This is a genomic window from Pseudoalteromonas aurantia 208 (assembly GCF_014858725.1).
Taxonomy (GTDB): Bacteria; Pseudomonadota; Gammaproteobacteria; order Enterobacterales; family Alteromonadaceae; genus Pseudoalteromonas; species Pseudoalteromonas aurantia.
In genome coordinates this window covers 2,511,155-2,535,532 of sequence record NZ_AQGV01000012.1, presented here as the reverse complement: position 1 = coordinate 2,535,532, position 24,378 = coordinate 2,511,155, and the positions used below count along the sequence as shown (strand labels likewise).

At 38.6% G+C, this 24,378-nt stretch carries 20 protein-coding genes and 1 tRNA gene; 20 read left to right on the top strand and 1 reads right to left on the bottom strand.

Annotated features, from left to right (window positions below; all coding sequences use genetic code 11):
* The first annotated feature begins 15 nt into the window (after positions 1–15).
* The 4 genes from mutT to nagP all read left to right on the top strand — a co-directional run bounded on the left by mutT (position 16) and on the right by nagP (position 6,978).
* On the top strand, positions 16–414 hold the full coding sequence (gene mutT, locus PAUR_RS14900) for an 8-oxo-dGTP diphosphatase MutT (RefSeq protein ID WP_192508460.1): 399 nt from the start codon (positions 16–18) through the stop codon (positions 412–414).
* Positions 415–536: 122 nt separating this feature from the next.
* Complete coding sequence (locus tag PAUR_RS14895; protein ID WP_192508459.1) at positions 537–2,615, top strand: M13 family metallopeptidase; 2,079 nt, start codon at positions 537–539, stop codon at positions 2,613–2,615.
* Positions 2,616–2,830: 215 nt separating this feature from the next.
* The gene (locus PAUR_RS14890) at positions 2,831–5,410 is read left to right on the top strand and encodes a family 20 glycosylhydrolase (RefSeq protein WP_192508458.1); all 2,580 of its coding nucleotides are present in this window, start codon (positions 2,831–2,833) and stop codon (positions 5,408–5,410) included.
* 266 nt (positions 5,411–5,676) lie between these two features.
* Positions 5,677–6,978, top strand: a complete 1,302-nt coding sequence (gene nagP / locus PAUR_RS14885; protein ID WP_192508457.1) for an N-acetylglucosamine MFS transporter NagP — start codon at positions 5,677–5,679, stop codon at positions 6,976–6,978.
* 588 nt (positions 6,979–7,566) lie between these two features.
* Here nagP and PAUR_RS14880 read toward each other — a convergent pair.
* Positions 7,567–7,642: transfer RNA gene (locus tag PAUR_RS14880), tRNA-His, on the bottom strand.
* Positions 7,643–7,821: 179 nt separating this feature from the next.
* On the opposite strand from PAUR_RS14880, the gene PAUR_RS14875 reads away from it, so the two are divergent.
* The 16 genes from PAUR_RS14875 to PAUR_RS14800 all read left to right on the top strand — a co-directional run bounded on the left by PAUR_RS14875 (position 7,822) and on the right by PAUR_RS14800 (position 24,293).
* A complete protein-coding gene (locus PAUR_RS14875) occupies positions 7,822–8,640 on the top strand; it encodes a mechanosensitive ion channel family protein (RefSeq protein ID WP_192508456.1) in 819 nt (272 codons plus the stop codon).
* A 19-nt stretch (positions 8,641–8,659) separates the two neighbouring features.
* A complete protein-coding gene (locus PAUR_RS14870) occupies positions 8,660–9,442 on the top strand; it encodes a DUF481 domain-containing protein (RefSeq protein ID WP_192508455.1) in 783 nt (260 codons plus the stop codon).
* A 169-nt stretch (positions 9,443–9,611) separates the two neighbouring features.
* Positions 9,612–12,212, top strand: a complete 2,601-nt coding sequence (locus PAUR_RS14865; protein ID WP_192508596.1) for an SLBB domain-containing protein — start codon at positions 9,612–9,614, stop codon at positions 12,210–12,212.
* A gap of 9 nt (positions 12,213–12,221) precedes the next feature.
* On the top strand, positions 12,222–13,160 hold the full coding sequence (locus PAUR_RS14860) for a Wzz/FepE/Etk N-terminal domain-containing protein (protein WP_192508454.1): 939 nt from the start codon (positions 12,222–12,224) through the stop codon (positions 13,158–13,160).
* Positions 13,161–13,251: 91 nt separating this feature from the next.
* The gene (wecA, locus tag PAUR_RS14855) at positions 13,252–14,337 is read left to right on the top strand and encodes a UDP-N-acetylglucosamine--undecaprenyl-phosphate N-acetylglucosaminephosphotransferase (protein ID WP_192508453.1); all 1,086 of its coding nucleotides are present in this window, start codon (positions 13,252–13,254) and stop codon (positions 14,335–14,337) included.
* The gene (gene gspG, locus PAUR_RS14850; RefSeq protein ID WP_192508452.1) at positions 14,330–14,749 is read left to right on the top strand and encodes a type II secretion system major pseudopilin GspG; all 420 of its coding nucleotides are present in this window, start codon (positions 14,330–14,332) and stop codon (positions 14,747–14,749) included. Before wecA ends, gspG begins: the two co-directional genes overlap by 8 nt.
* The gene (locus PAUR_RS14845; RefSeq protein WP_192508451.1) at positions 14,746–16,401 is read left to right on the top strand and encodes a GspE/PulE family protein; all 1,656 of its coding nucleotides are present in this window, start codon (positions 14,746–14,748) and stop codon (positions 16,399–16,401) included. Before gspG ends, PAUR_RS14845 begins: the two co-directional genes overlap by 4 nt.
* Positions 16,401–17,597 carry a type II secretion system F family protein gene (locus tag PAUR_RS14840; protein ID WP_192508450.1) on the top strand — a complete coding sequence of 399 codons (1,197 nt, stop codon included), beginning with the start codon at positions 16,401–16,403 and terminating at the stop codon, positions 17,595–17,597. Before PAUR_RS14845 ends, PAUR_RS14840 begins: the two co-directional genes overlap by 1 nt.
* Before the next feature lie 6 nt (positions 17,598–17,603).
* Positions 17,604–18,026 (top strand): pilus assembly FimT family protein, encoded by a 423-nt coding sequence (locus PAUR_RS14835; RefSeq protein WP_192508449.1) that lies wholly within the window; start codon positions 17,604–17,606, stop codon positions 18,024–18,026.
* On the top strand, positions 18,013–18,450 hold the full coding sequence (locus PAUR_RS14830; RefSeq protein ID WP_192508448.1) for a PulJ/GspJ family protein: 438 nt from the start codon (positions 18,013–18,015) through the stop codon (positions 18,448–18,450). Before PAUR_RS14835 ends, PAUR_RS14830 begins: the two co-directional genes overlap by 14 nt.
* Positions 18,440–19,129: a PulJ/GspJ family protein gene (locus PAUR_RS14825; protein WP_192508447.1), complete on the top strand. Its 690-nt coding sequence runs from the start codon at positions 18,440–18,442 to the stop codon at positions 19,127–19,129. Before PAUR_RS14830 ends, PAUR_RS14825 begins: the two co-directional genes overlap by 11 nt.
* The gene (locus PAUR_RS14820) at positions 19,126–20,001 is read left to right on the top strand and encodes a type II secretion system protein GspK (RefSeq protein ID WP_192508446.1); all 876 of its coding nucleotides are present in this window, start codon (positions 19,126–19,128) and stop codon (positions 19,999–20,001) included. The genes PAUR_RS14825 and PAUR_RS14820 overlap by 4 nt, the downstream gene beginning before the upstream one ends.
* A 5-nt stretch (positions 20,002–20,006) precedes the next feature.
* Positions 20,007–21,110, top strand: coding sequence for a hypothetical protein (locus tag PAUR_RS14815; RefSeq protein WP_192508445.1), 1,104 nt, complete (start codon positions 20,007–20,009; stop codon positions 21,108–21,110).
* Positions 21,107–21,667, top strand: a complete 561-nt coding sequence (locus tag PAUR_RS14810) for a hypothetical protein (protein WP_192508444.1) — start codon at positions 21,107–21,109, stop codon at positions 21,665–21,667. Before PAUR_RS14815 ends, PAUR_RS14810 begins: the two co-directional genes overlap by 4 nt.
* A complete protein-coding gene (locus PAUR_RS14805) occupies positions 21,664–22,215 on the top strand; it encodes a hypothetical protein (RefSeq protein WP_192508443.1) in 552 nt (183 codons plus the stop codon). The genes PAUR_RS14810 and PAUR_RS14805 overlap by 4 nt, the downstream gene beginning before the upstream one ends.
* Before the next feature lie 8 nt (positions 22,216–22,223).
* Complete coding sequence (locus tag PAUR_RS14800; RefSeq protein ID WP_192508595.1) at positions 22,224–24,293, top strand: secretin N-terminal domain-containing protein; 2,070 nt, start codon at positions 22,224–22,226, stop codon at positions 24,291–24,293.
* The last annotated feature ends 85 nt before the right edge of the window (positions 24,294–24,378 follow it).

Below are 24,378 nucleotides of genomic sequence, written 5' to 3'. Positions count from 1 at the left end.
ATCTGGAGAGATGTTGTGAGTAAAAAAGTGATTGAAGTCGCCGTTGGTGTGATTAAAACAGGCTCAAAGATATTTATCAGTAAGCGGCATGAATCTCAGCACCAAGGTGGTTTATGGGAGTTTCCTGGAGGAAAAGTAGAGGTAGGGGAAACGGTTTTTACAGCTTTGAAGCGAGAATTAAAAGAAGAAGTAAATATTGATGTATTAGGCTCTCGTGAGCTACAAATCATAGAGCATGATTATGGGGATAAATGTGTACGATTGATTGTTCATATAGTTGATAAATTTGCAGGAGAAGCTAAAGGCTTAGAAGCGCAGCTATGTCAGTGGGTTGAGATAACCTCATTAAATAATTATGCGTTTCCTGCAGCGAACCAAGCAATTATTGATAAATTACACACTGAAATGTCATAAAGTATGCCATTGTAAATATAGTCATGCTGTACTTCACGTGGCTTTTTTAAGATGATCATAACTGTTGCCACTATGGGAATGGGTAGCTTATTATAAAGCTAAACTCATATTGGAATACATTGATGAAAAATATATCTTTAGCAGCTTTAGGTGTTGCAATCTCCCTTGGTGTAGCTGGTTGTAGTGAGCCTCCCGCTGAAAGTAAGATGCAAGTAGATCCAATTGACTTGAATAAAAACAATAAATTAGAACTAAAGTCAGGTATTGAATTGAATAATATTGATACTTCAGTCCGCGCAGAAGATGACTTTTACTATCACGTCAATGGAAAATGGCTTGAGAAAACAGCAATTCCAGCGGATAAATCGAGTTATGGTTCTTTTACAGCTTTGTATGATGAATCACAAAAAGCTTTGCGTAAAGTATTGGATGATGCACTAAAAAATACCACAATGGCGGTAGGAAGTGATGAATATAAGCTTTCAGCTTTTTATGGGAGCTACATGGATGAAACAGCAAGAGAAGAGTTAGCTTTATCACCCTTGAAGGCATATTTAGAGCCAATAGACTCGCTGACTAGTCGTGCCGACTTACCTCGTGTCATGGCTTCTATGTTATTGAATGGTGGAACAACTCCCTTTGGCTGGTATGTAAATAATGATGCAAAAAACTCAAGTGAGTACGCATTGTATTTGTATCAAAGTGGTTTGGGGTTACCCGACCGAGATTTTTATTTAAAGGATACCGAGAAGTTTGTAAGTATACGCGCTGCATACAAGACATACATTCAGCAAGTTTTTATTCGATTGGGTTACCCTCAGCCTGAACAGGCTGCAGGTAATATTCTGGAGCTTGAAAGTCGTATAGCTGCGGTTCAGTGGTCTAGGGTGGAGAGTAGAGATGCAACTAAAACTTATAATAAATTGTCGATGGCTGATGCAAATAGACTCATTCCATCATTTGATTTAGAAAGCTATTTTGCTTCTGCAAATTTAAACGTGACAGACGTCGTCATAAATCAGCCATCTTACTTAGAAAATCTCGCGAAAGTCGTGGCTGATAGCCCATTAGAAACGTGGCAACACTATCTTACTTTTCACTTCGTAAATAATCATGCTGAGCTTTTGAACAAAGAAATGGTAAATCTTAAATTTAATTTCTTTGGTAAAATGTTACGAGGCGTACAAGAACAAGCACCAACCTGGAAGAAAGCAGTTGACTCTAGCAATGAAGTTTTAGGTGAATTGTTAGGTAAAATTTACGTTGAAACGTACTTTCCTCCAGAAGCTAAAGCACGGATGACCGAGTTAGTAAGTAACCTAATTAAAGGCTTTGATCAGGCCATTGATGACCTTGAATGGATGAGCCCTGAAACAAAAATTGCAGCAAAAGATAAACTAAGTAAGTTTACTCCTAAAATTGGCTACCCAGATAAATGGCGAGACTACTCGCAACTACGGATAAGTCCAGATGATCTATTAGGTAATTATGTTCGCTATACGCAATGGTCTTATAACGATATGGTCAATAAAATAGGAAAGCCAGTGGATCGCTCAGAGTGGTTCATGACACCACAAACAGTGAATGCTTATTATAATCCTGTAAATAATGAGATTGTTTTCCCCGCTGCAATATTGCAACCACCATTTTTTAATCTTGAGGCTGATGATGCGGTGAATTATGGAGCCATTGGCGCTGTAATTGGTCATGAGTTGGGTCATGGTTTCGATGATCAAGGGTCAAAGTATGATGGAGAAGGTAATTTACGTAACTGGTGGAGCGAATCGGACCTTACACAATTCGAGCAACGAGGGAGTAAGTTGGTTGCTCAGTATAACCAGTTTAGTCCTTTTGAAGATGCGCATGTAAATGGTGAACTTACCTTAGGTGAAAATATAGGTGACTTAGGGGGCTTAACGGTATCTTATAAAGCTTACTTACTTTCTTTAGCGGAAAGAAAAGCCCCTATCATTGATGGTTATACTGGCGAGCAGCGCTTTTTCATGGGGTGGGCACAAATTTGGCGTAGACAATATCGAGAGGAAGAGTTACGAAATAGGTTAATGACTGATTCTCACTCACCAAGTCATTATAGAGTAATTGGTGTGCTACCAAATATGCCTGAGTTTTATAAAGCCTTTAAGGTGAAAGAGGGCGATGGTATGTATATACGGTCGGCTGAACGCGTAAAAATTTGGTAAGATTTTAACTTTAATAAAATTTAATAATTATAGCCCACTGTTTTGTGGGTTTTTTTTTATATTTTTTCAAGAAGCCATACATCAGAGTAAATATTGATAGCGCTGTCATTTTTGATTTTATATGATGAGGTTATTGTTAATAGTGACTGAACACTTTACGCTCAAGCTTCTATATAGATAAATAGAGCCACAGGTGTTTACCAAGGAGCAAACCTATGACCTTTAAGCAACATTTGCTAGCAAGTTTACTGATCACGACACCCCTGTTCGCCAATGCAAATCTATCACAATCACAACTGAATGCGTTTACGCAGGACACCAAGCTTGTGTTTGCCGCAGAGGATAACTTTCATAATGGTGCCTCAAGTTTAATAGCCTCAATGACTTTGACAAATAATTCAAATATTGTTTTGGAAAAAGGCAAAGCTGATTGGCAAATCTACATCCACTCGGTACGTAAAATTCATACTAAGTCAGTTAATGGATTTACGATAGAGCATGTAAATGGTGATTTACATCGTTTTGTACCAAATAAAGATTTTGCAGGGCTGGCTATCGGTGAAAGTCTCACCGTTGAATTTGAAGCAGGTGCATGGATAGCAGCATATAGTGACTTTATGCCGCGTGCGTTTATGGTGTCAAAGCAACATACTCCAGCTATTTTTGCAAATACTGACACGGAAGATTTTAAGCAATACATTGCCCCATTTGAGCGGGAGAATCAGCTTAGGCGATATAATGATCCGATAGATAAAACGCAGCTAGCATCTGCTCAATTGCGTTATGAGCGTAATCTTTCTTCTGCGTCTATTTCAAAAGAAGCGGCATTGAAACGGATCATTCCAACACCACTAAAGGTTGATTTCAATCGTGGAACAGCGGTGTTAGATTCATCATGGCAAATACGTTTTGCTGGTCGTTTGACTTCAGAGGTAGCTGTTTTAAAAAGTGATTTAGCCAACTACGGCTTAGATTTACACAGTGCAGCAGATCACATTAAGGCATCAAATGTTCCTACTATCTATTTGAACGTAGATGAGAAGCTCGCAGAGGGAGCAGCTGAAAGTTATCGGTTAGAAATCGATGACGATAAAATTGAAATTATAGGCAGCGATAACGCAGGTGTATTTTATGGTATTCAAAGTTTGCTCGCGTTATTTCCAGCCAGTAGCAAAAATACCATTAAAGTTCCTAATGTTGAGATTGAAGATACCCCAAGGTTTGTATGGCGTGGTATGCATTATGACAATGCACGTAACTATCATGGCAAAGACGCATTATTTAAATTAGTGGAGCAAATGGCGCGTTATAAGCTGAATAAATTCCATTGGCATTTTTCAGATGATGAAGGTTGGCGAGTTGAAATTCCAGGCTTACCAGAGCTAACAGACATTGGGGCTCATCGCTGTTTTGATTTAGAAGAGCAACGTTGCTTATTAACTCAGTTGGGCACGGGGCCTTTTAAATCAGGCTCTGGAAATGGATTTTTATCTCGCAAAGACTTTGTCGAACTCATTAAGTTTGCAGATGCTCGACATATTCAAATTATTCCTGAAATTGAAGGCCCAGGCCACGCTCGCGCAGCGATCAAATCTATGGAAGCGAGGTATAATACGTTCAAAGCCAAAGGGAAGTTAGAGCAAGCTAAAGCGTACTTATTAACAGATCCAAAGGACGAGTCACAGTATATCACGGTGCAAAACTACACAGACAATTCATTTAATGTGTGTTTAGACTCTACGTATGCTTTTATCGAGAAGGTGACTTATGAGCTACAAAGTATGTATCGAGATGCGGGGACTCGATTAACGAATTTACATTTTGGTGGAGATGAAGTCGGTGCAGGTTCATGGACACAGTCTCCCGCTTGTGATGCTTTATTTATGGATGCGAATAACGGGATTGCAGGGCCAGCGGATTTAAAGCCATACTTTACTCAAAAGGTGGCTCATATATTAGCCAAACGCGGTATTTCTCCTGGCGCTTGGGAGGATGGATTAATGTATGACAAAGTAAATCCTTTTAAAAGAGATGAGTTCCCCAATGACATTTTTACTGCAAATGTGTGGGACAATATTTGGGAATGGGGGGTTGCAGATAGAGCATACCGGTTAGCCAATGATGGATATCAAGTGGTATTATCTCATGGTACACACTTGTATTTTGATCATCCATATGAAGCTCATCCAGAAGAGCGAGGTTATTATTGGGCAACACGTTTTATTGATACTAAAAAAGCGTTTAGTTATATGCCTGATGATGTATACGCCAATGCTGATTTTACGCGAACTCGAGAACCGATTGTAAATTTAGAAGCACTCGTTGGACGTGCCATGCCTAAGCTTGAAAAGCCAGAAAATATCTTAGGTATGCAAGGGCAAGTGTGGAGCGAAACCATTCGTACTGAAGAGCAGGTATTAGCGATGATTTTCCCGCGCATTTTATCTGTAGCAGAGCGCGCTTGGCATAAAGCTAAATGGGAAGGGGATGAAATTGCAATTAAACCTTTTTCAAACGATTGGCAAAGCTTTTCCACTGCATTGGCTATAAAGGAACTCCCTAAGTTGGTTGCGTCTGGTGTAAATGTGAATTTACCAGTACCAGGGGCAGTTAAAAAAGGAGCACTTGTTTATGCCAACAGCGCTTTCCCTTATTTAGATATCGAATATAGCTTAGACCGAGGACAAACTTGGCAGCTTTATTCAGATCCGATCAGTCATAATGACGGTCAAGTCGTTCAACTAAGGACGCGTGTAGGAGATAAAAATACGAGCCGTATCACAGAGTTAAAGTAATATTTTTGATATGTTTGCTAAAAAGGGACCGTAAGGTCCTTTTTTAGTAAATTAACTGGTTAAATTCTAGCTAGTCAAAAGTTAAATTTTAACGTAAAGTTAAATGTCAGCGCTGTCATTTTTGAGTGGTAGCCCTAACACTACATCAATACGCTTAAAAATGAGCGTGGATGTCTAATAATTATACAGAAGTTATTCTGAATTTAGTCCTAGATCTGTGCAATCTACAGATCTTTAGTATATTAATTAGCAACAAGAAGAAACTTATGGAAGCGACAGTGGAAATTGAAGATAATGTAAAGCAGAGTATCTGGCTCCCTATGGTGCTCGCTGGGTCGATGTTTTTTATTTTAGGGTGTATTACTTGGCTCAACGGGGCTATTACACCTTTTTTACAACAAATGCTTGAATTAACGCCGTTGCAAGCGTCGTTCATCATATCCTCGTTTTATATTGCCGTGACAGTCGCAGGAATACCTTCGGCTATGCTAATTAAGCGTGTTGGCTATAAGAATGGCATGGCATTAGGGTGTGTCGTGATGGCAGCATCTGCGTTAATGTATATTCCCGCTGCAAAAATGCAGATGATTGAGATATTTTTGTTTGCGCAGCTAATGATAGGTGTTGGTCAAACGATATTACAAACAGCGGTTAACCCGTACGTTGTTAAAATGGGGTCTGAAAAGTCAGCAGCGGTCCGTGTGTGTATTATGGGACTATTGAATAAGTCTGCGGGTGTGATTGTACCAATCATATTTGCAGCAGTCGTCGTCAGTGGTGTTGTAGAGCCTGGGTCACAATTATCACAAGAACAAAAAGATGCGATGGCGAATAGTTTAATTATGCCTTACATTGGGGTAGCTGGCCTTATTTTCTTGTTTGCTGTTTTCGCAAAAATCGCACCATTACCAGATCTGGTTTTTGAAGAGTCAGGTGGTAACGGTAAGGGTGAATTAAAAGAAGCATTGAGCCATCCTCATTTGGTACTTGGTGTTATTGGTATTGCATTGTATGTTGCCGTCGAGGTTATTGCAGCTGATACTATTGGTTCTTATGCATTACAGCTAGGCATAGCGGATTATTCCGTGATGACGTCTTACACTATGGCGTGTATGCTGATTGGCTATGCTATTGGTATTGCGTTGATCCCGCGTTTTATGTCTCAGCAAAACGCATTAGTGATGTCTGGTATTGCTGGTATCATTACAGTTTTAGCGGTTGTAATGGGTAGTAACGACTCATTTACGATATCTAACATTTTACTTGTTCCATTTGGTGGACCTCAATTACCAGATCCGCTATTGTGTATAGCATTACTTGGTTTTGCTAACGCCATGGTATGGCCTGCTATTTGGCCATTGGCATTAAATGGCCTCGGTCGCTTGACTGGCACTGCTTCGGGACTACTTATTATGGGTATTGCGGGCGGTGCGTTGGGGCCCTTACTGATTGGCCTTGGAAATGTAGCTGGCCTTGGTGCTCAAGGGGCGTATAGCTTAATGATACCAAGTTACTTATTTATTTTGTTCTATGCTCTGAAAGGTCACAAGATGACGAGCTGGAAGTAACCGAATTTCTATCTGTAAATAGAAATAATCCCGTGTGTAATGCCACCTTTAAGGTGGCATTTTTTTGTCTGTAATAAAGCTATGAGATTGCGATGTATTGTAAAGTAAGATATTTACTGAAAGGTATATTGAGATTATTGTAATCTATTTTAATTGAATGCAGTAAGCGTCACAGTTGAAATTGCATAAGTGTTGTGTTTTTGTTGCGTGCAGCTGTATCAATATTGTGAATGCATTTATTGTTGATTAGTAGGCATTGCACTTTGCTGTTGTTTATATTTGCTGTATTAAGTGTCACTTAACCTAGCTTATTTAGACCTGCTAGGCATAGCTAAACCTTTATTGCTAATTTGAGTGTAATAGCAGTGCTATAAATACTGGATTACCTCAATAGTAAACTGATTACAGCACCGTTATATCTCAAGGATCTGCAAGTCTCCATATAGGTGTGACAATATACGTATGAGAAATAGATTAGTAGAGAAGTTGGATATAAAATACTTTATTTAGAGAATGTTCTGGTGTTAATAGCAAAGTATCAAAATAAATGATATCTGAGTATTTAGAAATGTATACAATAAGAAAAGATGGGGCGACTGATGGGGCTCGAACCCACGACAACCGGAATCACAATCCAGGGCTCTACCAACTGAGCTACAGCCGCCACAACACACCTCGTTTGGTGTGGCGCGGATAATACATAATAATTCGCGTCTTGCAAAGTAAAAAATGCAATTTTTTCTAAAAAAGGAAAAAAGTAAAAAAGTCATCCCATACAGCAAATATTCATATAACCTATGTAAGATCCGACAAAACTATTATAAGCGCTCACTAGGAGGCTCTATGGAAACCATCATCAATTGGGTAAACGATAACTCAGATATGTTACTGCGTTATGGAATTCAAGTTATTCTGGCAGTTGTGATTCTGTTGTTAGGAATTAAGGTTGCTAAACTCTGTAGTGGATTGACCGAAAAAGCATTCTCAAAGCGAAAAATTGATAAAGCGGTTGGTGGGTTTGTTGCAAATATTATTTATGCACTTGTGTTTGCTGCAACGGTATTGATGGCGCTGTCACAAGTCGGTATTGAAACAACATCGTTCATCGCTATTCTCGGTGCAGCAGGTTTAGCTGTGGGTTTAGCCTTGCAGGGATCATTATCAAACTTTGCATCAGGCGTGTTGATTATTATGCTAAGGCCTTTCAAGTCGGGTGATTTCATTGAAGCAGGCGGTAAGTCAGGTAGCGTTGAGAAGATAGAGATATTTTCTACAGAGTTACGTACGCCTGATAACAAAGTTATTATTATGCCTAATTCGGCTATTATGTCTGGTGCAATCGTCAATTACTCAAGAGAGAAAACCCGCCGTATCGATTTGGTGATTGGTGTAAGTTATGACGCAGATTTAAAGCAAGCGAAGCAAGTATTACAAAATGTATTAGACAAAGAAACACGACTTTTAACAGATCCAGCTTACACCGTTGCCGTATCAGAACTAGCTGACTCAAGTGTTAATTTTGTCGTGAGACCTTGGGTAAACACATCCGATTATTGGCCAACTTACTTTAGTTTGGTAGAAAATATAAAGATTTCTCTTGATGAAGCCGGAATTGGTATTCCATTTCCTCAAATGGATGTCCACCTTCATAAAGACTCTTAACAGAAAGGTTATAAAAGTAATGAAAGTTAAATTGTTATCTATGTGTGTATGTGCTGTTGTGATGTCGAATGCCTATGCTGAGGATATAAAAAATGAACAAGCTTGGGAAGTGACCAGTGAAGTGGGTGCTATCATTACCAGTGGTAATACAGAAACAACGACTCTAAAAGGTAATTTGAAGGCAAAGCATCGGCTAGAAAATTGGCATAATGAATATAAAGTGAGTGGTATTTTCAAAGAAGATGAAATCGAAAATGACGATGGAAATAAAGTAAAAGAGCGTACTAACGAAAAGTATTCTTTATCGATGCAGGGGAATTATAAGCTCGATAGTGATAGCAGCCACTTGTTTGTGTTAGGTTCATATGTATCAGACTCTTTTGGCGCTTACCGCTCAGAATCAGTAATATCAGTTGGTTATGGTTTAAGGTTACTAGAGCGTGATGATATGGAATTGAGTTTTGAAGTGGGTCCAGGTATTAAGCGTTTTGAGTATCAAGATGACAGTACTGAATTAGACAATGGCACTCCATTGGCGGGTACTTCTGAAAACGAATTTATCGGCGTTGCAAAAATGGATTACAGTTGGCAGATTTCTGACAATGCCAAGTTCACACAGCTTTTTTCTGTCGAAACTGGTAGTACAAATACGAAGAGTACTTCAGAGTCTGCGTTGTTAACTAAAATTAACGGTTCTCTACAAATGAAAGTGGCTTACAACATCATAAACAACTCGGAAGTAGATGATGGAAAAGAAAGTACAGATACTGAAACGTCACTGACGTTAGTGTATAGCTTTTAGTTATTACAATTTTCAACAAAAATGGGGCTTTTAGTCCCATTTTTTTTATGTTGAAAATGCGATACAATACGCCGGTTAACTCACGCACTTAATTGATAAGGGTATATTTGTGAAGTTCAGTAAATTGGCTGTCATTGCGGCTTTATTATGTTTATTTTTCAGTGTGTTTATGGAAGGTGCTGTTGCAGCCTCCCCATCAGATCAGCAGATGGAGCAATTCAAAAAGCTTCCGAAAGCTCAACAAGAAGCGCTAGCAAAAAAATATGGGGTTGACTTACGTAGCTTAAAAGGAAATTCAACTACGAGTAATGAACCTGAACTTCCAAAAGAAACAATTCAACCGCGAATACTTGATGAGGGCGATGAGAATGAAGAGAAGTTCAAGCCTAAATTAGAAGAGTTAAAGCCTTTTGGTTACGAGTTGTTTGCGGGTAACCCAACCACATTTATGCCGACAGAGCTGGCAGCTATTCCGGACACATACCTAGTCGGAGTAGGTGATATAATCAAAATTAATTTTTATGGTAAAATGAATCAGGAATATGAACTTAAAATTGACCGTGAAGGGCGTTTATTAATACCTGAATTATCGCCGATAGGCGTTGTTGGGCTGCAATTTCAAGAGCTCAAAGAGTTAGTGAAAGCTAAAGTTTCCAAAGAAATGATTGGTGTGCAAGCATTCATTAGCATGGGTACGTTAAACCCAATGCGTATTATGATTGTTGGTGAAGCATATAAACCAGGAAGCTATACGGTCTCGCCATTAGCTACAGTTACACATGCATTGTTTGTTGCGGGTGGCGTAAATGAAACAGGGTCACTTAGAAGCATTCAAGTTAAACGCGCTGGAAAGTTAGTTACTAAATTTGATTTATATGATTTGCTGCTGTTCGGTGATAGTTCTAATGACGTAGTACTCAAGCCCGGAGATGTTGTATTTATTCCTCCAGCGGCGAAAAGAATCACAGTAAAGGGAGAGGTGAACAGGCAAGCTATTTTTGAGTTGAAAGAGACCGACTCTATCGACAGTGTGGTTGCTATGTCAGGAGGGTTTAAAGCGAGCGCGCAAACTTCAAAAGTGGCTGTTTCGCGTTATAACGGAGATGGAAAGCGCATTACGTTAAATTATGATTTTGCAAATAACACGAACTATAAGCCTCGTAACGGTGATGAAATTAAAGTTAATGCGACGTCAAGCCGATTACAAAACACTATAACACTTATTGGTGCTGTAACTAGCCCCGGTCACTATCAATGGCAACCAAATAAGACTGTTAGGGATGTATTTTCTAGCCCGAGAGAAGATTTACTTTCTCTTGCCGATTACTCCTATTCTTTAGTTGTTAGAGAAGCGAATTTAGAAGGGGACATAGAGGTTATTCAGTTTTCTTTGGAAGATGTTGTTATAAAAAAGAGGCATGATGTCGAGTTACGTAGTAATGACATTATCGTGGTTTTTAGCCGTTATGCCCTGATAGAAGATGAACAGTCATTGCTATCGGATTTAGCCTACAATGAGGAGCAGTTGAAACTGCGAGAAAATATCCGATTGTGGAAGAAATATGAGAAAGACGAGTTCTTGAACTATATTGGCTTACAGGTAGAAGAAGACCTAGAGGAAAAAGAATCAATTAACAGTATTGCTGCACTTTTTGAAGTCGATGATGAAATCAAAGATAATGAGCATGCTGTATTTAGTCGTCATAACTTATTGTCTCCGATTATTGCAAAATTGCAGAAACAATCATCTGCAACTGAACCGGCCAAATTGTTTGCCGTTAACGGCAAAGTGAAATTCCCTGGAGTTTATCCGCTCCCTAAATTAGCTAACTTTGAGAAAGTGATAAATGCTTCAGGTGGTTTATTAGAATCAGCTTATCTTGAAAATGTTGAATTAACCCGTATTGATTTTGAGGGCAGTGATAAAGTTCAACACTTACAATTTAATGCGATAGATGAATTAGAAGCGCCAACACATGAAATTGTCAGTAAAGATACAATTAATATTTTCCCAAAACCACATTGGCAAGAGCGGCTAGAAGTTGAAGTAATTGGAGAAGTTTTATTTCCAGGTACATATACAATTCGAAGAGGGGAAACATTAGAAAGCTTACTTGGTCGCGCTGGGGGGTTTAGTAAATTTGCCCATAAAAGTGGTGCTATATTCACTAGAGAGTCCATAAAATTAAAAGAAGCGTCACAAATACAAAAATTAACTCAAGATTTGAGAAGAGATATAGTGACGAACAGTTTCCAAAAAAGTTCCACAACGAGTGCTAACTTATCATATAGCGACATGGACAAAATCTTAAGAGACCTGTCAAAAGTTGAGGCGTTAGGACGGTTATTAATAGATTTAGATAATGCATCTACACAAACCTTACAATTAGAAGATGGAGATGCGCTATATGTTCCGCCTATGCAAGATTCAGTCAGTGTGATTGGTGAGGTGAATGTTGTTTCTACACATATTTATAATGCGAATAAAGATGTGAAAAGTTATTTAGCCGCAAGTGGTGGGTTAAAACAGAAGGCAGATGAAGACCGTATTTATGTTATTAAAGCGAATGGCTCAGTGGTCATCCCGCATGGTCATAATTCTTGGTTTGCAGTGAACAGTAAAAGTAACTTATTGTCCCCAGGGGATACCATTGTTGTTCCGTTAGATACCCAACATCTTGACAGCCTAACACTATGGAGCACCGCAACTCAGATTATCTACCAACTCGGCTTAGCGGCGGCGTCGCTTAATACATTAAGCAGTAAATAAGGCATTTTTGTGGAAATTAAAGAGTCGGATATTATTAAAAGTCATGAAATTGATTTGTCAGAAATCTTACGAGCGTTATATCAAGGTAAAATAATTATCATCCTTTGCTCGTTAGTTTTTTCCGTTAGTGGTGTTTATTACGCACTGTCTTTACCTAATATATACAAAGCCACTGTGTTGTTGTCTCCCGTTGAAGAAGCTCAAGGTGGGATGTTGAATGGGTTAAAGTCAGATTTAGGGGGCTTGGCATCTATAGCAGGAGTTAATTTAGGTGGGAGTGGTGGAAATAAATCAGCATTGGCGTTGCAAATTTTACAAAGCAGAGGCTTTTTAAATCAATTTGTTGATAAATATGATTTGAAGCCGATATTAATGGCAACGAATGGCTGGGAGCTTTCTGCTAATAAATTAATGTATAACTCTAACGTGTATGATATCAATACAGAGCAATGGATACGTGAAGTTAGTCCACCACGGAAGTCAGTGCCAGGTATTCAGGAAGTTTATGAACATATTTTATCTAAGAATTTGACGGTCGTTGAGGATAAGAAAAAAGATCTTGTGTGGCTTTCCATTACACATTTTTCTCCTGTAGTTGCGAAAGATTTAGTGGACAAATTAGTAATTGAAATTAATGCTCGCATGCAAGAAGATGACATAAAGCAAGCAACGACGAAAATCGACTACTTGAAAAAAACACTTAATGAAACATCAATAGCTGATATGCAGAAAATATTCTATCAATTAATAGAACAGCAAGAGCAGACAAAAATGTTGGCGCTAACACAATCTCAATATGTATTCAGAACGATTGACCCAGCTATACTCCCTGATATAAAAGACGGACCGAAACGAGCATTGATTTGTATTGGTTTTTCTTTATTTGGGTTTTTGTTGTCATTGATGATTGTTTTATTTAGGCATTTTGTTATTTATAAAAAGCCTTAAAACAAAACTGTTATTAAGTGTTATCGGCAATTTTTTTTATGCTGTAAATGCTATATAATGCCGCCGTTAATATTGACTAGTTGATAGGTTTATGTGGATCGTTATGGTTATCTTTTTTGCTTTTGTAGCTTCTTACTGCTCTATTTTTATGATAAAACCTGTGGCAGAGAAAGTAGGCCTGGTGGACACTCCATGTAATAGAAAGCGTCATGTTGGATCTATTCCACTCATCGGGGGGGTTTCGATCTTTCTTGCAGTGTTAGTTTCCATCATTGTATTTTTGCCTATGGAACGCCGTTTAGTTGTTTATCTTGTATGCGCTGCAGCGATCGTCTTGCTAGGAGTAATTGATGATTACCGCCAGTTAGGTGTAAAAGTTCGTTTATGTGTTCAGTCAGTAGTTGCGTTATTGATGATGTGGGGATCAGATACTTATATCAATAATTTAGGTAATGTATTTGGTTTTGGTGGTATTGAACTGGGTGTTTGGGGAATTCCATTCACTGTTGTGGCTGTAATTGCTGCGATAAATGCATTTAATATGATCGATGGTATTGATGGTTTAGCGGGCGCCATGAGTATTATCACATTTGCTGCTATTTTGGTTTTGATGATGGTTAATGGTGGTGAGCTGAGTGTGTTACCACTGATTATTATAGCCACAATAGTACCTTATTTAGCGTTTAACCTAGGTGTGTTGGGTCACAAAAATAGAAAGATATTTATGGGCGATGCTGGGTCAATGTTTATCGGGCTAAGTGTCATTTGGCTACTAATGATAGCAACCCAATCTAGTACAAGTAATGCGTTTAGCCCTGTCACGGCCTTATGGGTAATCTCAATACCTTTGATGGATATGATGGCCATAATTATTCGGCGCATAAAGAAACGACAATCTCCTTTTATGGCCGATAGAGATCATTTACATCATGTTTTTATGCGTATCGGTTTTAGTTCACGAAAGGCACTGGCCAGTATTAGTTTTTTTGCGATAATTTTTGCTGCTATTGGTGTTTTAGGGGAACTAATAGGTGTACCTGAGTATCTGATGTTAATACTATTTGTCGTTGTGTTTATTAGTTATTCGGCATGTATTCAACACGCATGGAAAGTTGCACGGTTTCTTAGGAAATATATTTTTAAAAAGCAGGCTGTTAGGGTTAAAAAGTATGAATAATAAGAAAAGTATCTATGGTGGGCGCCAGTCGGGTTTTACCATGATGGAATTGTTAATTGTTATTGTTATTTTAGGTTTATTAGCATCGCTGGTTGCTCCTAAGTTTTTTGATAAGTTGGGTACCGCTGAGAGAGGAGTTGCAGGAACTCAAATGGTCGCATTTGAGACTGCACTTGATACTTATAGACTAGATGTTGGGAAATACCCAGACACGCTTTCTCAATTACGGCAAGACGATCATGTCCGCTGGGATGGTCCATATTTACCAAAGAATATTCCATTAGATCCATGGGGAAATGAATATAGTTACTCAAAACCAGGTAATGACGGGAACCCATACACATTGCGTTCATTTGGCGCGGATGGAAAAGTAGGTGGTACAGACAGTAATGCAGATATTGTTCACCTATGAATACCATAGAAAGCTTACTTATTGACTCATTTAATATTGCTTCATCTGAACTTAGTAAAGCAAAGGAATACCAAAAGAAGTATGGTGGTAAAGTAGAGCAAATATTGGTTAATATGGGGGCTTTACCTGATGACCAAGTTATTCATTTACAGTCAAAGTACTTAGAGCTACCAATATTAGATATCGAGCAATTTTTAGATTCCGAGCTGGTTGATTGTTCACAAGTTGAGATTAATTTATGGCATGCTAATAGGTGTGTTGTGTTACTCAGCTCAGAAAAAGAATTGACGGTGGCATGTGTTGAACCGTTAAACTCAGACTTTAATCATTGGGTATTTTCCACAGGCAAAACGGTTAATTGCTATTTAGCATCCGATTACGATGTAAAACAGCTATTAGCGAGATATAACCGCGATGAAATCAGTGATACTCACGCTAACTTAACTGGTGATGAAGAAGAGAAACTTAGAGAGTTAGCCTCCGAAGCTCCTACGGTAAATTTACTTAATTCACTTATATCTAAAGCATTGAGACAAGGTGCTTCAGATATGCATTTGGAACCATTTGATAGCTTTTATCGGGTAAGGTACAGAATTGATGGTGTTTTGCATGAAGTCGAAAAGCTTCCAAAGAGTATGCAAATGCCACTTACAACCCGTCTTAAGATTCTTTCCGGTATGGATATTGCCGAAAAGCGCAGACCCCAAGATGGGAAGATCGAACTGAAAATCTCCAATCAGGAAGTTGATATAAGGGTATCGGCATTACCCCTTAATGATGGAGAGTCGATTGTAATGCGTTTTCTTAGAAAAGATAACGTGAAGTATGAGCTGTCTGTATTGGGGTTATCAGCAGATATAGAGCAGCAAATCAGGCAAGATATAAAAACAACTGCAGGAGTTGTTTTATTAACAGGGCCAACGGGATCCGGTAAAACAACGACTTTATACACATTCTTAAATGCGCTTAATAATAATGATGTAAAAATTATAACCCTAGAAGATCCAGTTGAATATCAACTCAGCGGAGTCAATCAAGTTCAAGTGCAAAGTGATATAGGTTTCGACTTTGCTGCGGGTTTGCGTTCAATCGTTAGACAAGATCCTGATGTAATAATGCTTGGTGAGATTCGAGATAAAGAAACAGCTCAAATTGCGTTACAATCAGCTTTAACAGGGCATTTAGTCTTTAGCACAGTACATACCAATGACGCTGCGAGTGCCTATACTCGATTACTTGATTTAGGTGTTGAAGAGTTTCTGCTTAATGCCGCTTTAGTCTCCATTGTGGCACAGAGGTTAGCGCGAAAGATATGCTCAAATTGCAGCGAGCCTGTAGAAAACCAGCCTGAGTTGATACAGCAATATGGACTTGACGAGTTTTGTCAAAAGTTTGAAATTGAGCAGTTGAATTTGAGGCATGGCAAAGGGTGTGAAAAATGTTCACATACAGGCTATAAAGGACGAATGGCTGTGACCGAATATTTAGCTTGTGATAACGAAATAAAAGCATTACCTAAAGATGCGAACTTTATTGGTTTAGCAAAAGCACATAATGCGAGTTTGCAGCGTCGAACGTTAATAGAGGATGGGCTATTTAAAGCAGTGCAAGGGTTAACCACATTGGAAGAAGTTATGAGAGTAGCTGGTTAATGCCAAATTATACTTACAAGGCTTATGATAAAACAGGTGGTAAAGTCGAAGGGATGATCGAAGCGCTGACATCAAATGAAGCGTTGATGCAGCTGGAGCAAGAAGGGCTATTGTCATTTGAGTTAAAAGAAGAAAAGAAGTCAATCGCGCTGTTTAGCTCTAGAAGTGTTTCATTGGCGGATCTAGAATTTTTAACCGCTGAGCTTAGTCTTTTGTTAGAGTCCGGTGTTAAGATTGATAAAGGGCTAGATATAATAAGAAAAACAAAAGCTAAAGCAGCCCTTTCTGATTTACTAAATGATATAAGTAAACAAATTAAAGCTGGGGTCAGTTTGTCTACGGCGTTTAAGTCACATCCGGATGCTTTTGATAATTTATATTGTAATTTAATTGAATTGGGTGAAGCTTCAGGTAACCTGTCAGAAGTTTTTTCTGATCTGGCAAAAGATTTAAAATTTAAAAGAAGCTTACGTAGTAAAATTATAGGCTCATTGACTTACCCTGCTGTTATTTTTTCTGTTTGTCTTCTCAGTATTTTTTTCATATTTAACTTCATTATACCCAAAATGGCTACAATGTTTAATGAAGCAGAAAACTTACCCTGGTATACACAAATGATGCTGTCTATAAGTGAGTGGATGGTTCAATACCAATCCTTTCTGTTTATCGGTGTGGTGCTGTTCATTGTAAGTATCGTCGGGTTATTAAAAAATGAGCGCTTTTCAAATGGGTTAGAGCGCTTATATCTTAAGCTACCTCTGGTTTCGTTTATGGTACTAGCAGTGGAACGTATTCGCTTTAATAGTGGTTTAGCTATGATGTTACGCTCTGGTGTAGCGATTGACTCTGCTTTAAAACTTTCTACCGGAAACATTAAAAACCATGTACTTCGACATCAGTTAGAAGTTGCACAACAAAAAATTAGTCGGGGTAGTTTGTTGAGCCCCGCACTTAAGCAAACCGATCTTTACCCTGATTTCTTTGTGTCACTACTGGAGGTTGGTGAAGAGTCAGGTAATTTGGAGCGAGTGTTTAGTGAAATATCCTCACGCTCAAGGCAAGATTTTGAGGATTGGACGCAAAAAATAACAACGTTAATTGAACCTTTAATGATTTTGTTCATGGGAGGGTTTGTTGGTGGCGTTGTTGTTGTAATGTTGATGAGCATGGTTTCATTAAATGATATTGGCATGTAAGTTAAGATGCAAAAGAGTCTAGGCTACACACTAATAGAAATAATGATCGTAATGACGGTTGTCTCATTATTGATAGGCTTTGTGGGCCCATTTACTATTGATGCAATCGAAAGAACAGAGCGAAAGTCAGAGACGCTTCAGTTTAAAAGCCTCTTAAAGAAAGCTGGGTATGATGCATATATTCGTCAAATTGAATTGATTGTCACACTCACAGGAAGCAGTATCACCGTTGCAAGCCCTAATAATGAGACTCGGCTTTACCAGCATACGTTTGAGCACTTAAACTTTCCTGCGCAATCTCTGTATATTAATTCTAATGGTTTTATTTCCCCTGATAATGTCGATTTACAGTCTGGTGAAAAACAAGTGAAGGTTGAGTTAGGTGAGGCGGTCAATGGGGTTCATGAGGTGAGCAATGAGGAACCTTAAGCCGGTATCTAAAGGCTTTACGCTTATAGAGGTGCTTGTGGCGAGTATGATTTTGTTTGCAACCATTGCCTCAATAAGCTTATTGTACAGTGGCAGCCTGGTAGCTAGCGAAAAATCCAACCGTCATATAGAAATTAGCAATATATTACCCATTGCAATTAAACAGATTCGATATAATGTTAGGTCAAGGACGCAGGGGAATATTACTGATTTATCGGGGAAAAACTACTTCTGGGGCGTAGAAGTAAATTGGCAGGCAGTGAGAGTAAGCTATAAGCCCCCACCACCTCTCTATAGCTTTGATTTGGGAAAACATGAAAAGCAAAATAATAAGTACTTTTTGTGGAATATAACGGCTGTGTTCAAACTTGATAATTATTCTCGAGAATATCAATTTAAAGAAGTCAGTTGGAATGAAAATTAAACCCCAAGGTTTTACTTTAATTGAGCTGCTAATCGCCATTAGTATTTTGTCAGGTATTTTGTTGGTTGGTAACTATAGTTATCAGCTGTTGGCACAAAGGTGGCAAAATGAAATTGGTCAATTTAATAGCAATAGACACTTTGGGCGTCAGTTGACATTATTTGAAAATACGTTGACAGGTATTCAGCCTTTTATTGTGGTTAATGAGGCTCAGGGAAGGAAACCGGGTTTTATATTTGAAGGCAGCGAGACTTCACTATTGAGTATTTCTAAAGTCGGGCTAATGCAACAAAGTTACCCTGAAATATTTAAACTCTCGGTTGAAAAGCAAAGCAATGGGTTATTACAACTAGTATACCAAAGTAAGTCGACAGAGGCATTTTTGCTTAAGTTTACCGAACAGGAAATTAGATTTGACAAAGAGTATGTAATATTTCGGGACTTGAGCGATATCAAGTTTAACTATTTAGGTTGGGATAGCATCTTACAAAAATCGGAAGAAAGACCGCGTGGTAAGTCTGCGAGTTGGCGCAGCTCATACTCGGGAATTGACACACAACAGTTACCTGAAGAGATCGCGGTATTAATGAAAAAAGAAGGTAAGGATCTGTTATTTACAATCGCGTTAGATAAAAATACATTGCGTTACCTAACGCCGTATTTGGATAACTCTCAGTGAAATATCGGGGTATCGCACTGATCCAGGTGCTGGTTTTGTGTGCAATACTCAGTACATTTGCACTTTATGTATCAAAAAGTACTCGTGACCAAGTTGAGATGGCATCGTGGGCTAATGACAAAGCGCAAGCAGAGTTACTATTACATAGTGGATATAGCGAATTGCTCTTTACATTGTTTACCTATGAGCGAGCTCGGCTTAGTGTAAGTGATGGTGGCAATGCTATTACAGCTCAGTGGAATTTCTTTGATCACCCTTTTCAACTGTCTGAAAATATAACAGTGAAAATTCAAGATTTGGCTGGAAAAATTGGACTTCATTATTTAGATTCATCCAGATTAGAGCGGCTATTGCTTGCACAGGGGATTAGTTACCAGCGAGTTAGCTTAATTATAGCGCGCTTGTTAGACTGGCAGGATATTGATAATATCCCTCGTCCTAATGGCTTTGAGGGTAATGGCGTAATAAATGTTAGAAATGGGTATATCACTGACCTGACAGATTTAGAAATGCTCATTGACTTAACGCCTATAGAAAAGGCAGTTTTGTATCGTAATTTGACTATCTATTACAACGGTTCTTTTAACCCGCTAACGGCAAGTAAAGAGTTACTTATTGCAGAGGTTGGCGAGGCAAGTACACAACAATTATTAGAATTACGATTAAGGCGAGATATCTCCCCCTTAGAGTATAGAAAAATTACAGGAACGAAAATTGATATTGACACACACCTTTACCCAAGCACCTCATTAAAAATTGAGTTAACCGCAAACGTAGGGCAATCCACAGTAACTAAGAGTTATATTATTAGTTTAAAGAGGTATGTCAAAGAACGCTTAGAGCCAATAAATACACTTTTTGAAAAAGGTTAAGTAGTGTGATTTCAAGAATTAAACTTTTTATCAAAGAAAAAATTGCATCTCATGTGCATTATTTTAATGGGCGCTTATACAAATTTAAAGTCGATAATGTTGGGAACGTAGTACTTGAACCCGCAGAATCCACTAAAGTAAAACTGCTGATTGTATCGCCTGATTTTGTTTTAAGTGAGTTACAGTCATATCCAATAGTGAATAAAAAAGAACTGAAAGGGCTCCTTGCATTAAAAAAAATGCCGTCTGATCACTACATGATCAATAGCATTACAAAAAAAGGTGCTGAAGTAACGCACTACCGCTTTCAAGCGGGTGTGCCTGAAGCTTGGTTTATGTTGCCAGAGCTTTTGATGTTAGATAAGTTTGTGGATGAAGACAGCATTTTGACTGTTGAACACAAAAAAGACAGCCACTACTTTTACCTGACTAAGCTGGCTAAGCGACTTTATTATGCACCAAAGGTTGGTTTGATCAATTCGGTCGAGCGGTTTCAAGTAGCAATAGGGACTAGTGCTCCTAATGAACGGTCTTTATCATGGAGCAACAAAGCCAACGCAATATTACCATGTGTTAACCTTGAGCTTGTGAAATGGTTGATTTTATTTACCCCAAAACAAAAAGCTTTTAATTTAAAGGCCTTGCTTCAAAACGCCTTACTGCCTATTAGTTTAGTATTGGTGGTGTATATGTCCGTTGTATCAGGGATGTTATTATTTCAAGAACATTCTTTGAAACAACAATTAAGCCAGCAATCTGGCACAATAAAAAATACCTTTGCACTTCAAAGTGAGCTAAATGAGCAAGTAGAGCTTTATGGTTCATTAAAATCATTTGTCGAACAGCGATACTCGATAGATAATTTATGGGAAGTTATGGCGCCATTTTTTGCAACGCTTGATGTTGATAGCATTAATCTCAACGGCAAGAGGTTTACCTTCAGAGCTGAGGCTAAGAGTGCGACACAAACACTTGAAAAGTTTAGTGCGTTGGCATTTGTAAGCGATGCAAAGTTTGATACACCTATCTCTAAGTCTCGCACGGGAGAGAGGTTTACAATCAGCTTTGTGCTTAGAGAAGGAAATAACGAAGAGGTACAAGTGCCATGAATGAATTACAAAAGCACAAATTACCTTTGTTATTTATTGCCTTACTGGTATTAATTAAGTTTGTATTGTTACCTTGGTATAGCTGGCAAGAGAGCTTATATGCAAGCAATACACTACTGGCAAATAAAGTCACAAAGTCAGCTTTATTATTAGATAATGAGTCTCCACTCGAAGAGTCAAGACAGCTTTATAATGACGCTATTAATCGCATCAAAACACATTTCTTCCAAGAGTCTACAAGTGAGAAATTAAAGTTAGAATTACAAAAAAAATTAGAATTGCTATTAAAAGAGCGGACGTTGAGTAGCAATAGTATAGGCTGGCAAAATTCTTATACTTTTCCAAACTCGCAAATAACTAAACATCAGTTGTCTTTACATTTTAGTGGTGATACGCAAAATGCGGTGGCATTCTTTTTAGATTTAGCCCAACTTCCTCAGGTATTGGAGTATGAAGCGTTTAACTTTAATTTAATGCGTCAGCGAGCAGGTGGTCTTGGCCGAGTCAGTGTATCAGTTCGAATTGCATTTTTTGAATTTAAGGAGCGTTCACAGTGATAAATTGGCGTTCACCCGTTGTTGTTTTGAGCGTTTCTGTCATGTCTTTGCTGTGTGTTATCGATGGCGTGTTAAGATTTTCGCATGAAGGCAAACAACAACATTTTAAAATGATTAGTGAGCCTGATCTGAATTACCGAGCTAGCGCTATTAGTGACGCGCACCGTCAGGCGGTTTATGCAAAGTATGATGCATATCTTGAAAGTGAAGCTGTCGAAGAAACTGATACAGTGAAATCGCTAAGTCAAGAAGAGCAAAGCGCGCAATCTGGGGTATTACAAGAGGTTTTTGTCGATGATAAGCGACTTACTTTAAAAGCGGTTATTAATAGGCAGGTTGCATCTCACCAACAAGTTTCCTTGTTAATAAACGTGCTAGATTTAAAAAATAATAATGAGGAAATTTTTAGGTTCAATGAATCGGATAAAATTTTTGGATATATCTGGACTTATATATCTAATACTCAAATTGAAATAAAAAAAGGTGATTCTCAGCAAAAGGTCGTGTTGACCATGTATAAGCCTGCGAATCGTGAAAAAGGTAAATAATTGTGCAGATGAAACTACATAACCGAACATTATTAATGAGTAGTGCGTTGACACTATTTTTAGTGGGATGTTCGAGTACTCAAAAAATTGACAGCAATTTTGAATCACCTTCGTCTTACCTTCGGAATACTTCTGAGCAGGTTGATGTGGTGAACGCTGAGCTTATCGCGACTGAAAGTCCAGAAGAAGAGCACGCTGTAAAGTATAAGTATATACCGCCTTTTAAGTTGAACCAGACGAACCTGAAGACAGCTGAGGATATTTTACACTCATTTGATGCTTCAAATTCTCTGACAATTTCGGCGGACGAATTACCTTTAGCTGACTATTTACATCAAGTTATGGGAGAGCAGCTCAAGGTTAGTTATGTTATTGATGATGACGTTAAACAAAGTAGCAACCCTGTCACGTTAAATTTGCAAGAAAAAATTAGCTCAAGAAAGCTATTTACGCTAACAGAAAAACTGTTATCAGAGCGTAATTACGTTATTCGCTACAATGATGGCATTTACTACATTCATAAAAAAGAAGAAGGACAGTCTAAAAACCTAGTTTATGGTTATGGGAAAAAGCCACAAGATGTGCCACAAACATCTTTAGATGTATACCAAATTGTGCCGTTTGATTATGGTTTGCAAGCTTCTTTGGCCAATACGTTACGTGTTTTAATGGGGATCAGTGCACAAGCGGATGTACCGCGAGGTGTAATGACCATACAAGGAAAAAGGCAAGACATTCTAAGGGCGTTGGACCTCATTGCATTAATGGATAGGCCTTCATTGTACGAAAGAGAGGTTGGTGCGTACAAGAGCTCTTTCATTGATACAAAGTCAGCGGTGAGTAAGCTGAAAGACTTATTGGCTGAAGAAGGGATTGTTATTTCAACAAATGGTTCAGGGCGAGGGCGTTCAACCTTATCTGTTGTCGAAATTGAAAATCAAGGTGTATTAATCTTTTTTGCCACCCAACAAACGACGCTTGATAGGGCTATGTTTTGGTTGAGCCAAATAGATAAACCACTGCAAACAACAGAAATGCAGTACTTTTTATATCAGCCGCAATTTAGCCGAGCGGCAGATTTAGGGGTGAGTTTAGAGGCCTTAATTGGCTCCGATAGTGGTCGTAGTAGCGCGACCAGTATTGCCAATGAGAATACAGCAAACAGTCAACCTAGCGGTGTTGGAACGGTCAGAAGTGCATCATCAGATGGCTTGAAAATGGTCGTTGATGAACGCTCTAATACGATTATTTTTCACACCTCAGGAGAGCGCTATCAGCAAATAGTGCCGTTGATAAAAAAACTCGACGTCTTACCAAAACAAATAATGCTGGAAGTGATCATTGCTGAAGTAACATTGACAGACGAGTTTAAAAAGGGCGTCGAGTTTGCGCTTAATAATGGCAATTACGGACTTGGCACTTCAGGCGCATTTATGGGTGAAGGATTTGGCGGGTTGTCGTATTTGGTCAATGGCGCAGATGGCAATATTCAAGCGAACTTATTTAAGTCGAATAGTTTGGTCAATATACTTTCAAGACCAACCTTGGTGGTTCGTGATGGCGTTGCCGCATCTATCAGTGTCGGTACCGATATTCCGATTGTGGGTAAAACAACGTCAGATCCGTTAGGCACTGATAAGCAAACCACCGAAGTTGAGTATCGAAAAACAGGTGTTGAGCTTGGCGTAACACCAACAGTAAATGCTCAGGGGGTTGTGCTCATGGCGATTAATCAAAAAATATCTAACCAGGTTGAAGTCGGGACCACCAGCGCAATTAACCCAAGTGTATTTGAGCGAACGATTAATACCGAAGTCGTTGCTGAAAGTGGCCAAACCATCATATTGGGAGGATTGATTAGTGATAATCGAACCAAGAAGGAAACTAAGGTGCCAATTTTGGGTGATTTGCCAATTTTAGGACACCTTTTCCGCGCGAACACTGACAGTGGAGATAAAACCGAGCTCGTGGTGTTGGTGACTCCCAGAGTGATCCATAATCAAAGTGAGTGGTCGGGATTAAAGCAACAATTTCAAAAAAGTCTTGAAAACTTAAGTTTTAACGAAAGCGAAAACTAACCGTGTTTTTCACTAAACTTTACTTATATAATCATTGAATTATTTAAGTAATCGAATTAGAATCGATGTGTTTAGTGTTCGCTTG